This is a genomic window from Serratia sp. TSA_7, from assembly GCF_052692135.1.
The window spans coordinates 84,114-97,329 of record NZ_JBQZFU010000003.1 but is presented as its reverse complement, the minus strand read 5'-3'; the positions used below and the strand labels follow the sequence as shown (position 1 = coordinate 97,329).

Genomic DNA, 13,216 nt, shown 5'->3' with positions numbered 1-13,216 from the left:
GCCCGCCGGGCAATAAAAAACCCCGGCATGCCGGGGTTCGATGTTATTACACAGCCGAAGTTACTTGTCTAGCTGTTCAGACAGGGTATTGCCTGGGTTTGGCGTGCGCGGCTCATCTACCGGCGTCGGGGCTTTTGGGGTGCCGCCGTTGTCGGAATTGCTGCCCTTGTTCACATCGTCCCAACCCGCTGGCGGACGCACGTCTTTACGGTTCATCAGATCGTCAATCTGTGGCGCATCGATGGTTTCATACTTCATCAAGGCATCCTTCATTGAATGCAGGATGTCCATGTTTTCCATCAACAACGCACGCGCACGGATATAGTTGCGTTCGATCAGGGATTTCACTTCCTGGTCGATGATGCGCGCAGTTTCGTCCGACATGTGTTTCGCTTTGGCCACGGAACGGCCCAGGAACACTTCGCCCTCTTCTTCCGCATACAGCAGCGGCCCCAGCTTCTCGGAGAAGCCCCATTGGGTCACCATGTTGCGGGCAATCGAGGTCGCCACTTTAATGTCGTTCGACGCACCGGTAGAGACTTTCTCTGGCCCGTAAATGATCTCTTCAGCCAGACGACCGCCGTACAGCGTAGAGATTTGGCTCTCCAGCTTCTGACGGCTGGCGCTGATTGCATCGCCTTCCGGCAGGAAGAAGGTAACGCCCAACGCACGGCCACGCGGAATAATAGTGACCTTGTGCACCGGATCGTGCTCAGGAACCAGACGGCCGATAATGGCGTGGCCTGCTTCGTGATACGCGGTCGACTCTTTCTGCGCTTCGGTCATCACCATGGAGCGACGTTCCGCGCCCATCATGATTTTGTCTTTGGCTTTTTCGAACTCAACCATCGACACTACGCGTTTGTTGCCGCGGGCGGCAAACAGCGCCGCTTCGTTGACCAGGTTAGCCAGGTCCGCACCGGAGAAGCCCGGGGTACCACGTGCAAGCACAGAAGCATCAACGTCTGGCGCCAACGGCACGCGACGTGAATGCACCTTCAGGATTTGTTCACGGCCACGCACGTCCGGCAGACCCACCACGACCTGACGGTCGAAACGGCCTGGACGCAGCAACGCCGGGTCAAGCACGTCCGGACGGTTGGTCGCAGCGATGACGATAATGCCTTCGTTGCCTTCAAAGCCGTCCATCTCAACCAGCATCTGGTTCAGCGTCTGCTCACGTTCATCATGACCGCCACCCAGACCGGCGCCACGCTGGCGACCGACGGCGTCGATTTCATCGATGAAGATGATGCACGGTGCCGCTTTCTTCGCTTGCTCGAACATATCGCGCACACGGGAAGCACCCACACCGACAAACATTTCCACGAAGTCGGAGCCGGAAATGGTGAAGAACGGCACTTTTGCTTCACCCGCGATGGCTTTCGCCAGCAGGGTTTTACCGGTCCCCGGCGGGCCAACCATCAGCACGCCTTTCGGGATCTTGCCGCCCAACTTCTGGAAGCGGCTCGGCTCGCGCAGGTATTCCACCAGTTCGCTCACTTCTTCTTTTGCTTCATCGCAACCGGCAACGTCGGCAAAAGTGGTTTTGATCTGGTCTTCCGTCAGCATACGGGCCTTGCTCTTGCCGAAGGACATCGCGCCCTTGCCGCCGCCGCCCTGCATCTGCCGCATGAAGAAGATCCAAACCCCAATCAGCAACAGCATCGGGAACCATGAAATGAAGATAGAAGCCAGCAAACTCGGCTCTTCAGGCGGTTCACCAACAACTTTCACATTTTTCGTCAACAACGTATCAAGCAACTTAGGATCGTTGACAGGGATGTAGGTCGTGTATTTGTTACTGTCTTTCTTGGTAACGTTAATTTCACGTCCGTTGATTCGCGCTTCGCGAACCTGGTCCTGGGTCAGCTCGGACATGAAGGTAGAGTAATCCACCCTACGGCCATTCGACTCGCTGGGCCCAAAGCTCTGGAATACAGACATCAACACTACCGCGATGACTAACCAGAGAATTAGGTTTTTCGCCATGTCACTCAAGGGATTAACCTCATATTACAACTGTGTTAACAAACAGCGTTAGGGTACTACAGCTTGCGCCCTGTCGCTACAATGTACACTTCACGCGAACGTGCGCGGGAAGCGTCTGGCTTACGAATCTTAACCTTCGTAAACAGGGAGCGAATTTCCCGTAGGTACTCGTCAAAGCCATCTCCCTGGAACACCTTCACCAGGAAACTTCCGCCTGGCGCGAGGACATCACGACACATTCCCAGTGCTAATTCCACCAGATACATCGATCTCGGAATATCGACGGCCGGAGTGCCACTCATATTCGGGGCCATGTCAGACATAACCACCTGAACCTTACTTTCACCTACACGTTCCAACAGAGCTTTAAGGACCAGTTCATCACGAAAATCGCCCTGAAGGAAATCGACACCAACGATAGGATCCATTGGCAAAATATCACAGGCGATGATACGACCGTTACCGCCGATCTGCGTTACTACATACTGCGACCAACCGCCCGGCGCTGCGCCTAAATCCACTACGGTCATGCCGGGTTTAAATAGCTTGTCACTTTGCTGTATTTCATCAAGTTTAAACCAGGCGCGCGAACGCAGCCCTTTTTTCTGCGCCTGTTGCACATATTTATCGCTAAAGTGTTCTTGTAACCAGCGACTGGAGCTAGCAGAACGCTTTTTATTAGCCATCTCGTTTTCCAACTATCATAAAAAGAGTCTTATGTCAGGTTCGCTGCTCACGTAGACTCACACCGGTGAAGACCGATTTGGTGATATACATGAGATGGCGGTAGAATGTACCGTTTTCAATCCCAACTTAAGCAAAAAAGACAATGAATCTGAATAATAAACAAAAACAGCACCTGAAAGGCTTGGCGCATCCGTTAAAACCGGTTGTCATGCTGGGTAATAACGGTCTCACCGAAGGGGTGCTGGCTGAAATTGAACAGGCTCTGGAACATCATGAGCTGATCAAGGTAAAAATCGCTGCTGAAGATCGCGAAACCAAAACCCTGATCGCCGACGCTATCGTGCGTGAAACGGGTGCCTGCAACGTACAAGTCATCGGCAGTACGCTTATTCTTTACCGCCCATCGAAAGAGCGCAAGATCAGTCTACCGCGTTAATAAGCATTAGGTTAACGAAAAGGTGCCATGCACCTGATTCAGATAAAAGGCCGCATGCGGCCTTTTTCCTTTCTTTACAAAACCCTGGCGAATTTCTGAGCGATTGGGCGTATATCAGAGATATTCAACCTTCAAGATCTCATAATCTACATCGCCGCCCGGGGTTTTAATGACGACCACATCGTCCTGCTCTTTACCGATCAAACCGCGTGCCATAGGTGAATTTACCGAAATCAGATTTTTCTTGAAGTCGGCCTCATCGTCACCCACGATTCGGTAAGTCACTTCTTCTTCGCTATCCAGATTCATCACCGAAACGGTGGAGCCAAAAATCACGCGGCCATTGTTTGGCATCTTGGTGATGTCGATCACTTGCGCGTTCGACAGTTTGGCTTCAATTTCCTGAATACGCCCTTCGCAAAAACCTTGCTGCTCACGAGCCGCATGGTACTCTGCGTTTTCTTTCAAATCGCCGTGTTCACGGGCAGTCGCGATGTCCGCAATGATTTTAGGACGGCGCACACCCTTCAGATATTCAAGCTCTTCGCGCAGTTTTTCAGCGCCAAACAAAGTCATCGGGATCTGTTTCATATAGTAAATACCTCTAAATCTTCCTGTTCAAATAGCCGTCGTCCTGACGTGTTCGAATGAAAAAACGGTGGGTGTATGCCCCCCCGCCTCCAGGCGACAAACAAAAGAAGCCTGACTCGGGACATTCGCCCAAGTCAGGATCGATTTTGCATTTTGATACGCATTTTAGCGTAGAGTTCCTTGAGGGTCATCGTTTACTTTCTCCCTGAATGCACCGTAGTATGACGGCACGTTATCCAGCTGTTATCCCGAGATTATGCGTTTTTCACGAATTGTCAGTGCATTGGCTTGCGCATTTGTTCTGAATGCAAATGCGGCCCCGGTGGAAGATTACACACAATATTTGCCTGATGGGGCCAACCTTGCCCTGGTAGTTCAGAAGATCGGCGCCGATGCGCCGACCATCGATTATCATTCACAGCAAATGGCGTTACCGGCCAGTACCCAAAAGGTGCTGACGGCGCTGGCTGCCTTGTTGCAGCTCGGCCCCGACTATCGCTTCACCACCACGCTGGAAAGCCAGGGCGACATCAGTGACGGTGTGCTGCGCGGCAATCTGATCGCCCGCTTCAGCGGCGACCCGACCTTTAAACGCCAAAGCCTGCGTAATATGGTGGCGATCCTGAAAAAACAGGGCGTGCGCCAGATTACCGGCGACGTGCTGGTCGACACGTCGGTATTCGCCAGCCACGACAAGGCCCCAGGTTGGCCGTGGAACGATCTGACGCAGTGCTTTAGTGCACCGCCGGCAGCGGCGATCGTCGATCGCAACTGCTTCTCGGTATCGCTGTACAGTGCGCCAAACCCAGGCGATATGGCCTTTATACGCGTAGCCTCTTATTACCCGGTCAACATGTTCAGCCAGGTGCGAACATTGGCGAGAGGCTCTGCGGACGCCCAATACTGTGAGCTGGACGTGGTGCCGGGCGAACTGAACCGCTTTACCCTGACCGGCTGCCTGACCCAACGCAGCGATCCGCTGCCGCTGGCGTTCGCCATTCAGGATGGAGCCAGCTATGCCGGGGCTATCCTGAAAGATGAGCTGACGCAAGCCGGCATCCAGATAGATGGCCACCTGAAACGCCAGACTCAACCTGGCCTGGCCGGTACGGTGATTGCGCAGACGCAATCGGCACCGTTGCACGAATTGCTGAAAATCATGTTGAAGAAATCGGACAACATGATCGCCGATACCGTGTTCCGCACTATCGGCCATGAACGTTTCGGCGTTCCGGGTACCTGGCGCGCCGGCGCGGATGCCGTACGTCAGGTGCTGCGTCAAAAAGCCGGGGTCGATCTGGGCAACAGCATTGTGGTGGACGGCTCTGGCCTCTCGCGTCATAACCTGCTGGCCCCGGCGACCATGATGCAAGCGCTGCAATACATCGCGCAGCATGACAGCGAACTGAACTTTATTTCGATGCTGCCGCTGTCCGGCTACGACGGCACGCTGCGCTACCGTGGCGGGCTGCACGAAGCCGGTGTCGATGGCAAGGTTTCCGCCAAAACCGGCGCACTGCAAGGCGTGTATAACCTGGCGGGCTTTATCACCACCGCCAGCGGCCAACGTTTTGCTTTCGTGCAATACCTGTCGGGTTATGCCGTGCCGCCGGAAGATCAGAAACAGCGTCGCGCTCCTCTGGTGCGTTTCGAAAGCCGCTTGTACCGGGATATTTATCAGAATAACTGAGGGTCAGGATGAAACTGCTGATTGTTGAAGACGATGAGCTGTTGCAGCAAGGGCTGGCGCTGGCATTGGCCAACGAGGGTTATGCCTGCGACTGCGCCGCTACGGCGGCGCAAGCCAATGCGCTGCTCATTACCAGCCAATACAGCATGATCATCCTCGATCTCGGTCTGCCCGACCAGGACGGCGCCAGCCTGCTGCGGCAGTGGCGCCGTCAGCAAGTCGACTTGCCGGTGCTGATCCTCACCGCCCGCGACGCACTGGAAGACCGTGTCGACGGGCTGGACGCCGGTGCTGACGATTACCTGGTGAAGCCCTTCGCGCTGGTTGAGCTGCAGGCGCGGGTGCGCGCCTTAATCCGCCGCTATCAGGGCCACAGCGACAACCTCATGCAACTGGACGATCTCCAGCTCAATCTTTCCAGCCAGCAGGTTTACGTTCAACAACAGCCGGTTGAAGTCACGCCAAAAGAGTTCGCTATCCTGTCTCGCCTTATGATGCGCGCCGGGCAAACGGTCAACCGTGAACTGCTGCAGCAGGACCTTTACACCTGGCAGGATGATTTAGGTTCCAACACGCTGGAAGTGCATATCCATAACCTGCGCCGCAAATTGGGCAAGGATCGCATCCGTACCGTCCGCGGTATCGGTTATCGCCTGGAATCCTCATCATGATCAGCATGCGCCGTCGTCTGTTGTTGATGCTGGCGCTGATCCTCCTGGTCACCCAGCTTATCAGTGCCTTTTGGTTGTGGCATGAAAGCCAGGAACAAATCAGCTTCCTGGTGGATGAAACGCTGTCGGCCAAGATCCGTACCGAGCGCGTCGACACCGAAATCGCCGAAGCGATAGCTTCGCTGCTCGCTCCTTCCCTGATCATGATGATCGTCACGCTGCTCGCCTCATTCTGGGCCATTAGCTGGGTTATCCGCCCACTCAATCAGCTGCAACAACGGCTGGAAAAACGCTCCGCCGATAACCTGACCCCACTGCCGCTCAACAGCGACAGCCTGGAAATGAAAGCGGTCACCACGGCACTCAATCAGCTTTTCTCACGCCTGGACAACACCATCCAGCAAGAGCGGCTGTTCACCGCCGACGCCGCACATGAACTGCGCACGCCGTTGGCAGGGATCAGACTGCACCTGGAACTGATGGAAAAACAGGGTATTGCGCAAAGCAAACCGCTGATTACCCGCATTGACCAACTGATGCACACCGTCGAACAGCTGCTGATGCTGTCGCGCGCCGGGCAGGATTTTGCCAGCGGGCACTATCAACGTTTTGACTGGGTGAAAGATGTGATCCAGCCACTAAAGGATGAGCTTGAGGAGCTGGCCGCTCAACGCGAACAAAAGTTGCTTTGGCGACTCCCTGCGGAGGCGCAAATCCATGGCGATCCGGTGCTGTTGCGCCTCTTGTTGCGCAACCTGGTGGAGAATGCGCACCGCTACAGCCCCGAAGGCAGCCTCATTCAGGTTAAGCTTATACCGCAGGACCGCGGCCACCTGCTGCAGGTGATCGATGAAGGCCCGGGCGTTAAAGAAAAGATGGCGGGTGAACTCACCCAGGCGTTCCGCCGTATGGATCAGCGTTATGGCGGCAGTGGGCTAGGACTGAACATCGTAACCCGTATCGTGCAGTTGCATCAGGGGCACCTGACGCTGGAAAATCGACAGGATGCCAGTGGGCTGAATGCCCAATGCTGGCTACCCGAAAACGTGCTGAACAAATAACGTCGATAAAAAAAGGCCCAGTATTGTGAACTGGGCCCTTCTCTTCGCAAGATTATTTCTGGTAAACGATCTCGACGCCTTCGTCGTCATCTTCGTCCCAGTCGTCATCCCAATCGTCATCCGCTTCGGCTTCCACTTCCGCGAGCTGTTCACGGTGGTAATCGTCCCACATGAACTCGACTTTCTCAGGTGCGCTTTCTTCGATCGCCATAGCTTTCGGTTGGCTGTTGATAAAGTTCATCACGTCCCAGCACAGCGCATTGACACCTTCGCGGTTGGCGGCGGAGATCATGTAGTACTTACCTTCCCAACCCATGCCCTCTGCGATAGCCTTGGCACGTTCGGCCGCTTCTTCCGCACCTACCAGGTCAACTTTGTTGAACACCAGCCAGCGTGGCTTCTGCGCCAGATTTTCGCTGTATTGGTTCAGCTCGTTGATGATGACTTTGGCATTTTCTACCGGATTGGATTCGTCGATCGGGGCGATATCCACCAGGTGCAACAGCACGCGGCAACGCTCCAGATGCTTCAGGAAACGGATACCCAGGCCAGCACCGTCGGATGCACCTTCAATCAGCCCCGGAATATCGGCAACCACAAAGCTCTGCTCGTGATCCATACGCACCACGCCGAGGCTTGGCACCAGAGTGGTAAACGGATAGTCGGCAACCTTTGGCTTGGCGGCGGAAACCGCGCGGATAAAGGTCGACTTGCCGGCATTCGGCAGACCAAGCATGCCGACATCGGCCAGCAGCAGCAGCTCCAGCAAGATGTCGCGGGCTTCACCGGCAGTACCCAGCGTCTTCTGACGCGGTGCACGGTTAACCGAGGATTTGAAACGGGTGTTGCCCAAACCGTGCCAACCGCCTTTAGCGACCATCAGTTGTTGGCCGTGGCGGGTCATGTCACCGAGGATCTCGCCGGTGCCCTGATCCTGCACGCGAGTACCGACCGGCACCTTGACGGTAATGTCTTTGCCACGCTTACCGGTACAGTCACGGCTCTGGCCATTCTGACCGCGTTCGGCACGGAAAGATTTCTCAAAGCGGTAGTCGATCAACGTATTGAGGTTTTCGTCCGCCAGCAGATAGACGTCACCGCCGTCACCGCCGTCGCCGCCATCCGGCCCACCGTTCGGGATATACTTTTCGCGGCGGAAGCTGACACAACCATTACCACCGTCACCTGCAACGACCAAAATCGCTGCTTCATCTACAAACTTCATTTACCGTCTCCGTAAATCATTCACCGGGCTGCTTTAAAGGAGCAACCAGGTTGGTTTCTGCCCGTCGCGGCCACCACCGGTGACCAATTGCGGAAAACATGGCGCCCGCTACCACCACGAAAGCACCGATATAGCCGACGACATTCAATGCCGGGGCGGCGAATACGTGTGGCCAGGCCAGCGCCAATAAATCTGAAAACAGCAGGGTAAACAGCGGCGTCAGCGTGATTAACGCACTCACCTGCGCCGCCTGCCAGCGCGCCATGGCTTCCGCCAGTGCGCCATAGCCAATCAACGTGTTGGCGCCACAAAACAGCAGGCAGGCCAATTGCCAACCGCTGAGCTGGGAAATCAGCTCTGGCCGGGCCAGAGGGAACAGCGCCACTGCACATAAAGTGTACAACATTACCAGGATCTGCGGCGAGGCCAATCGGCGCAGCAATACTTTCTGCGCAACGCCATAAGTCACCCAAACCATCGCCGCACAGACACCCAACAGCACCCCAAGGGTGTAATCCGTCAGGCGGGTGAAAATCTCAATCAGACTGACATTGAAAAACAGCATCAGTCCACAGATCAACATTAGCGCGCCAATCACTTGGGTGATACGCATGCGTTCTTTTAAAATCAACACGCTGGCGAACATCATACCCACCGGCGACAGCTGGCCGATCACCTGCGATGCCGTCGGGCTGAGATACTGCAGCGAAGAACTGAAGAAGATAAAATTCCCCAACAGGCCCGCAGTGGCGACAGCCAGTATTAACAACCAGCGCGGCTGACGGAACATTTTTACCGGGGGCAGCCTGCCGCGTATCGCCAGAATGGTCCCCAGACCGAGAGCAGCAAGGGTAAATCGATACCAAACGATGGTAAATGGATCCATCACTACCAGCACTTCTTTCATCGCAATCGGCAACGCACCCCAGCAAATCGCCGTAGTCACCGCCAGAGAAATGCCAATTCCGACCTGCTGTTTCGTTTCCATCTTACCTTTGCCAACGCTGACGGGCCGGTACATAAGCAGCCCATAAATGTAAAAAGCCCCGCAACGAGTTGCGGGGCTTACATCTATTTAGTAAGGCTCGGAAAATTATTCAGCTTCGATGCTGATGAATTTACGATTGCTCGGGCCTTTAACTTCGAACTTGACTTTACCGTCTTTCAAAGCAAACAGAGTGTGGTCTTTGCCGCAACCCACGTTGGTACCAGCGTGGAATTTGGTGCCGCGCTGACGAACGATGATGCTGCCTGCCAGTACTGCTTCGCCGCCAAAGCGTTTTACGCCCAGACGTTTAGCTTCTGAATCGCGACCGTTACGAGTCGAGCCGCCAGCCTTTTTGTGTGCCATTAATCCGCTCTCCTAACTTAAGCGCTGATGCCGGTGATTTTAACGTCAGTGAACCACTGACGGTGGCCCTGCTGCTTACGGTGGTGCTTACGACGACGAAACTTAACAATCTTAATTTTCTCGCCACGACCGTGAGCAACTACTTCAGCTTTGATCTTACCGCCATCGACGAAAGGAACGCCGATTTTGATATCTTCGCCATTAGCGATCATCAGAATCTGGTCAAACTCAACCGCTTCACCAGTTGCGATGTCCAGCTTTTCCAAGCGAACGGTCTGACCTTCGCTTACTCGGTGTTGTTTACCACCACTTTGGAAAACCGCGTACATATAAAACTCCGCTTTCCGCGTGCCCAACTGTTTAGTACAGAGCGCGCTATAAATATTCACAATAGGGCGCGAATTCTACGCAATAATCCCGCGTATGACAAGAGCAGAATAAGACCAGAAGCAGAAAAAAGAAGAAAAAAAGCACAGTTTCTTTCATGGCGTTTATCTGAGCCGTTTTTCAAGTACAATCAGGAGGACAGTTACCGCCATGTACCGATGTGAGCAGCGATCTCAACGCGGTGAAGAGAAACACAGCTGAAAAAAATACAATGAACCTAGAGCAAATTACCGAGTTAACCGCGCAAGATATGGCGGCCGTGAACGCAACAATTCTCGAACAGCTGAATTCCGATGTCACACTCATCAATCAGCTTGGCTATTACATTATCAGCGGTGGCGGTAAACGCATCCGCCCGATGATCGCCGTTCTGGCGGCGCGGGCATTGCATTATCAAGGTGATAAGCACATTACCGTTGCTGCGCTGATCGAATTCATTCATACCGCGACTCTGCTGCATGATGACGTGGTGGATGAATCCGACATGCGACGCGGCAAGGCTACCGCCAATGCCGCGTTCGGCAATGCTGCCAGCGTGCTGGTGGGCGACTTCATTTATACCCGCGCTTTCCAGATGATGACCAGCCTGGAATCACTCCGCGTGCTGGCGCTGATGTCCGAAGCGGTCAACGTCATTGCTGAAGGTGAAGTGCTGCAGTTAATGAACGTGAACGATCCGGACATCACCGAAGAAAGCTATATGCGGGTAATCTACAGCAAAACCGCTCGTCTGTTTGAAGCGGCGGCGCAATCGTCAGCGATCCTTTCAGAGGCCAGCGAAGCAGAAGAAAAAGCGCTGCAGGATTACGGCCGTTATCTCGGCACCGCTTTCCAGTTGATCGACGATCTGCTCGATTACAGCGCCGACGGCAGCACCCTGGGTAAAAATACCGGTGACGATCTGAACGAAGGGAAGCCCACACTGCCCTTGCTGCACGCCATGCGTAACGGCAACAGCGCGCAAACGGCCATGATCCGCGAAGCCATTGAGCAAGGCAGCGGCCGTCATCTGCTGGAACCGGTTTTACAGGCCATGCAACAGTGCGGTTCGCTTGAATATACCCGCCAACGCGCCGAAGAAGAAGCCGATAAGGCGATTGCCGCGCTGCAAGTTCTGCCGGAATCCCCTCATCGCTCCGCGTTGGAAGGATTAGCGCACCTTGCGGTTCAGCGAGATTTTTGAGAAACAAAAAACTTAAGCAGTTTCTACAGACCCGCAGCGCGGGTCTGTTTCACTTCCCCTCTGTAATACGCGCCAGCAGGCTACCTATGCCTTCACGCATCAGGAACGCCAATACTTTGTCACGCTCGGTTTCCGTCAGGTGATAGTAATATTCAATCCATACCGCCAACGGATCCTTTCGCTCGATGTCATAAATAGCCGGATCTTCTTTCATCATCAGTAAGTTGCGCGTACCTGACGGTAAGCTGTCAATATGATATTCCAGCGCCTTTCCCTGCACGCCTTTACGCCGGCGGCTGATCCAGCCATCACGACGCGCCATCAAATTTATTCCCTGTGGTGAAGAGGGTAATCCTGCAATGCCTGTAAGTTCCTTGGCGGCAAACCACTCTTTTTTCATAGCCATGATCTCTGAGGAAAATGTGCAAAGATATTTTTTAGAAATTAATGAGATATTTTTTTGGAAATTTAGTGGTATTCTAATTTCCGTATAAGCGTTTCATGTTGTTCAAACGATTAATCTTGACCTGTTAGTTATACCACTAACAGAACTTTCGCTAATCAAAAAAGGGAATGCAAACATGAATTCAAGGAACAAGGACTGGCACCCGGCGGATATCATTGCAGCTTTACGTAAGAAGGGAACGACACTGGCGGCGGTATCCCGCAAAGCGGGGCTTAGTTCATCAACACTGGCAAACGCGCTATCTCGGCCCTGGCCAAAAGGGGAATGGCTGATTGCCGAAGCGCTGGACATCCATCCTGCCGAGATCTGGCCAAGCCGCTATTTCGACCCGCACACCAACGACCTGCTGAATCGAAAAGCCCGTATCAGGTCATGATTCGGGCATAAAAAAACCGCCGGTGCGATGTCCGGCGGCTTGTGCATACTCATGCGTCCTGGGTTGATCAGTTATTGATAAACTTTTCGCCCAGTTCGATATCTTTATGCAGAACATCCAGCATCTCTTCCAACGCTTTCTGCTCGAACGCGCTCAGAGTACCGATGTCTTTACGTTCTTCTACGCCATTTTTGCCCAGCAGCAGTGGCTGTGCGAAGAAGCGGGCATATTTGCCGTCACCTTCCACATAAGCGCATTCCACCACGCCCGCTTCGCCTTGCAGCGCACGAACCAGAGACAGACCGAAACGCGCCGCCGCCTGACCCATTGACAGAGTTGCGGACCCGCCGCCGGCTTTGGCTTCAACCACTTCAGTACCCGCATTCTGGATACGCTTGGTCAGATCCGCCACTTCCTGTTCGGTAAAGCTCACGCCCGGGATCTGTGACAACAGTGGCAGAATGGTCACGCCAGAATGCCCGCCGATAACCGGCACGTTCAGCTCTTCCGGCTGCTTGCCTTTCAGCTCAGCCACGAAGGTGTTGGAACGGATGATATCCAGCGAGGTCACGCCAAACAGTTTGTTTTTGTCGTAAACACCGGCTTTCTTCAGCACTTCTGCCGCGATTGCCACGGTGGTGTTTACCGGGTTGGTGATAATGCCGATGCAGGCTTTCGGGCAGGTTGTTGCCACTTGCTGGATCAGATTACGCACGATGCCTGCGTTGACATTGAACAGATCTGAACGATCCATACCAGGTTTACGCGCAACGCCGGCAGAAATCAGCACTACGTCTGCACCATGCAGAGCCGGAGTAGCATCTTCGCCGCTGAAGCCTTTGATTTTAACTGCGGTAGGGATGTGGCTTAAGTCGACGGCAACGCCTGGGGTAACGGGGGCAATGTCGTAGAGAGAGAGTTCAGAACCTGAAGGAAGCTGGGTTTTGAGTAGAAGGGCGAGGGCCTGGCCGATACCGCCAGCAGCACCGAGAACTGCAACTTTCATCCTATACTCCTTTATTATCTTAAATATATAAAGCGCCGTGAATATGTTGGTTACGGACCTTAAATTATTACACCTTTAAAAACAATCTCTTAAC

Annotated in this window: 15 protein-coding genes; 6 read left to right on the top strand and 9 right to left on the bottom strand. The window is 53.9% G+C overall.

Annotation, left to right across the window (positions count from 1 at the left end; translation table 11 throughout):
- Positions 1 to 60: 60 nt before the first annotated feature.
- Both ftsH and rlmE read right to left on the bottom strand, forming a co-directional pair.
- Positions 61 to 1,992 carry an ATP-dependent zinc metalloprotease FtsH gene (ftsH, locus tag ACUTQW_RS12870; protein WP_037430164.1) on the bottom strand — a complete coding sequence of 644 codons (1,932 nt, stop codon included), beginning with the start codon at positions 1,990 to 1,992 and terminating at the stop codon, positions 61 to 63.
- Positions 1,993 to 2,048: 56 nt separating this feature from the next.
- Entirely contained in the window at positions 2,049 to 2,678 is a 630-nt protein-coding gene (gene rlmE / locus ACUTQW_RS12865; protein WP_004952836.1) for a 23S rRNA (uridine(2552)-2'-O)-methyltransferase RlmE, read from the bottom strand.
- Positions 2,679 to 2,821: 143 nt separating this feature from the next.
- Between rlmE and yhbY the strand changes: the two genes are divergently transcribed.
- The gene (gene yhbY / locus ACUTQW_RS12860; RefSeq protein WP_004933536.1) at positions 2,822 to 3,115 is read left to right on the top strand and encodes a ribosome assembly RNA-binding protein YhbY; all 294 of its coding nucleotides are present in this window, start codon (positions 2,822 to 2,824) and stop codon (positions 3,113 to 3,115) included.
- A gap of 114 nt (positions 3,116 to 3,229) precedes the next feature.
- Here the strand turns inward: yhbY and greA are convergent, their stop codons facing one another.
- Positions 3,230 to 3,706 carry a transcription elongation factor GreA gene (gene greA / locus ACUTQW_RS12855; protein WP_004952832.1) on the bottom strand — a complete coding sequence of 159 codons (477 nt, stop codon included), beginning with the start codon at positions 3,704 to 3,706 and terminating at the stop codon, positions 3,230 to 3,232.
- A 256-nt stretch (positions 3,707 to 3,962) separates the two neighbouring features.
- Between greA and dacB the strand changes: the two genes are divergently transcribed.
- From dacB to pmrB, 3 genes are read left to right on the top strand one after another with little or no spacing between them, the layout of a single operon-like run.
- Entirely contained in the window at positions 3,963 to 5,396 is a 1,434-nt protein-coding gene (gene dacB, locus ACUTQW_RS12850) for a serine-type D-Ala-D-Ala carboxypeptidase (RefSeq protein WP_004952830.1), read from the top strand.
- Positions 5,397 to 5,404: 8 nt separating this feature from the next.
- Positions 5,405 to 6,067, top strand: coding sequence for a two-component system response regulator PmrA (pmrA, locus tag ACUTQW_RS12845; protein WP_004952828.1), 663 nt, complete (start codon positions 5,405 to 5,407; stop codon positions 6,065 to 6,067).
- Positions 6,064 to 7,128, top strand: coding sequence for a two-component system sensor histidine kinase PmrB (pmrB, locus tag ACUTQW_RS12840; RefSeq protein ID WP_006323263.1), 1,065 nt, complete (start codon positions 6,064 to 6,066; stop codon positions 7,126 to 7,128). The genes pmrA and pmrB overlap by 4 nt, the downstream gene beginning before the upstream one ends.
- 52 nt (positions 7,129 to 7,180) lie before the next feature.
- Here the strand turns inward: pmrB and cgtA are convergent, their stop codons facing one another.
- The 4 genes from cgtA to rplU form a co-directional block, all read right to left on the bottom strand.
- On the bottom strand, positions 7,181 to 8,353 hold the full coding sequence (gene cgtA / locus ACUTQW_RS12835) for an Obg family GTPase CgtA (RefSeq protein ID WP_006323262.1): 1,173 nt from the start codon (positions 8,351 to 8,353) through the stop codon (positions 7,181 to 7,183).
- Between the two features lie 16 nt (positions 8,354 to 8,369).
- Positions 8,370 to 9,341: a DMT family transporter gene (locus ACUTQW_RS12830; protein WP_006323261.1), complete on the bottom strand. Its 972-nt coding sequence runs from the start codon at positions 9,339 to 9,341 to the stop codon at positions 8,370 to 8,372.
- Positions 9,342 to 9,446: 105 nt separating this feature from the next.
- Positions 9,447 to 9,704: a 50S ribosomal protein L27 gene (gene rpmA / locus ACUTQW_RS12825; protein ID WP_004933559.1), complete on the bottom strand. Its 258-nt coding sequence runs from the start codon at positions 9,702 to 9,704 to the stop codon at positions 9,447 to 9,449.
- Between the two features lie 17 nt (positions 9,705 to 9,721).
- The gene (rplU, locus tag ACUTQW_RS12820) at positions 9,722 to 10,033 is read right to left on the bottom strand and encodes a 50S ribosomal protein L21 (protein ID WP_004933561.1); all 312 of its coding nucleotides are present in this window, start codon (positions 10,031 to 10,033) and stop codon (positions 9,722 to 9,724) included.
- Positions 10,034 to 10,302: 269 nt separating this feature from the next.
- On the opposite strand from rplU, the gene ispB reads away from it, so the two are divergent.
- On the top strand, positions 10,303 to 11,274 hold the full coding sequence (ispB, locus tag ACUTQW_RS12815; RefSeq protein WP_006323259.1) for an octaprenyl diphosphate synthase: 972 nt from the start codon (positions 10,303 to 10,305) through the stop codon (positions 11,272 to 11,274).
- A 49-nt stretch (positions 11,275 to 11,323) separates the two neighbouring features.
- Here ispB and ACUTQW_RS12810 read toward each other — a convergent pair whose 3' ends face one another.
- Positions 11,324 to 11,674 carry a DNA-binding protein gene (locus ACUTQW_RS12810; RefSeq protein ID WP_013811267.1) on the bottom strand — a complete coding sequence of 117 codons (351 nt, stop codon included), beginning with the start codon at positions 11,672 to 11,674 and terminating at the stop codon, positions 11,324 to 11,326.
- Between the two features lie 181 nt (positions 11,675 to 11,855).
- Between ACUTQW_RS12810 and ACUTQW_RS12805 the strand changes: the two genes are divergently transcribed.
- A complete protein-coding gene (locus ACUTQW_RS12805) occupies positions 11,856 to 12,116 on the top strand; it encodes a helix-turn-helix domain-containing protein (protein WP_004952809.1) in 261 nt (86 codons plus the stop codon).
- 67 nt (positions 12,117 to 12,183) lie between these two features.
- On the opposite strand, the gene mdh is transcribed toward ACUTQW_RS12805, so the two are convergent.
- Positions 12,184 to 13,122, bottom strand: coding sequence for a malate dehydrogenase (mdh, locus tag ACUTQW_RS12800; protein ID WP_004952806.1), 939 nt, complete (start codon positions 13,120 to 13,122; stop codon positions 12,184 to 12,186).
- Positions 13,123 to 13,216 lie beyond the last annotated feature (94 nt).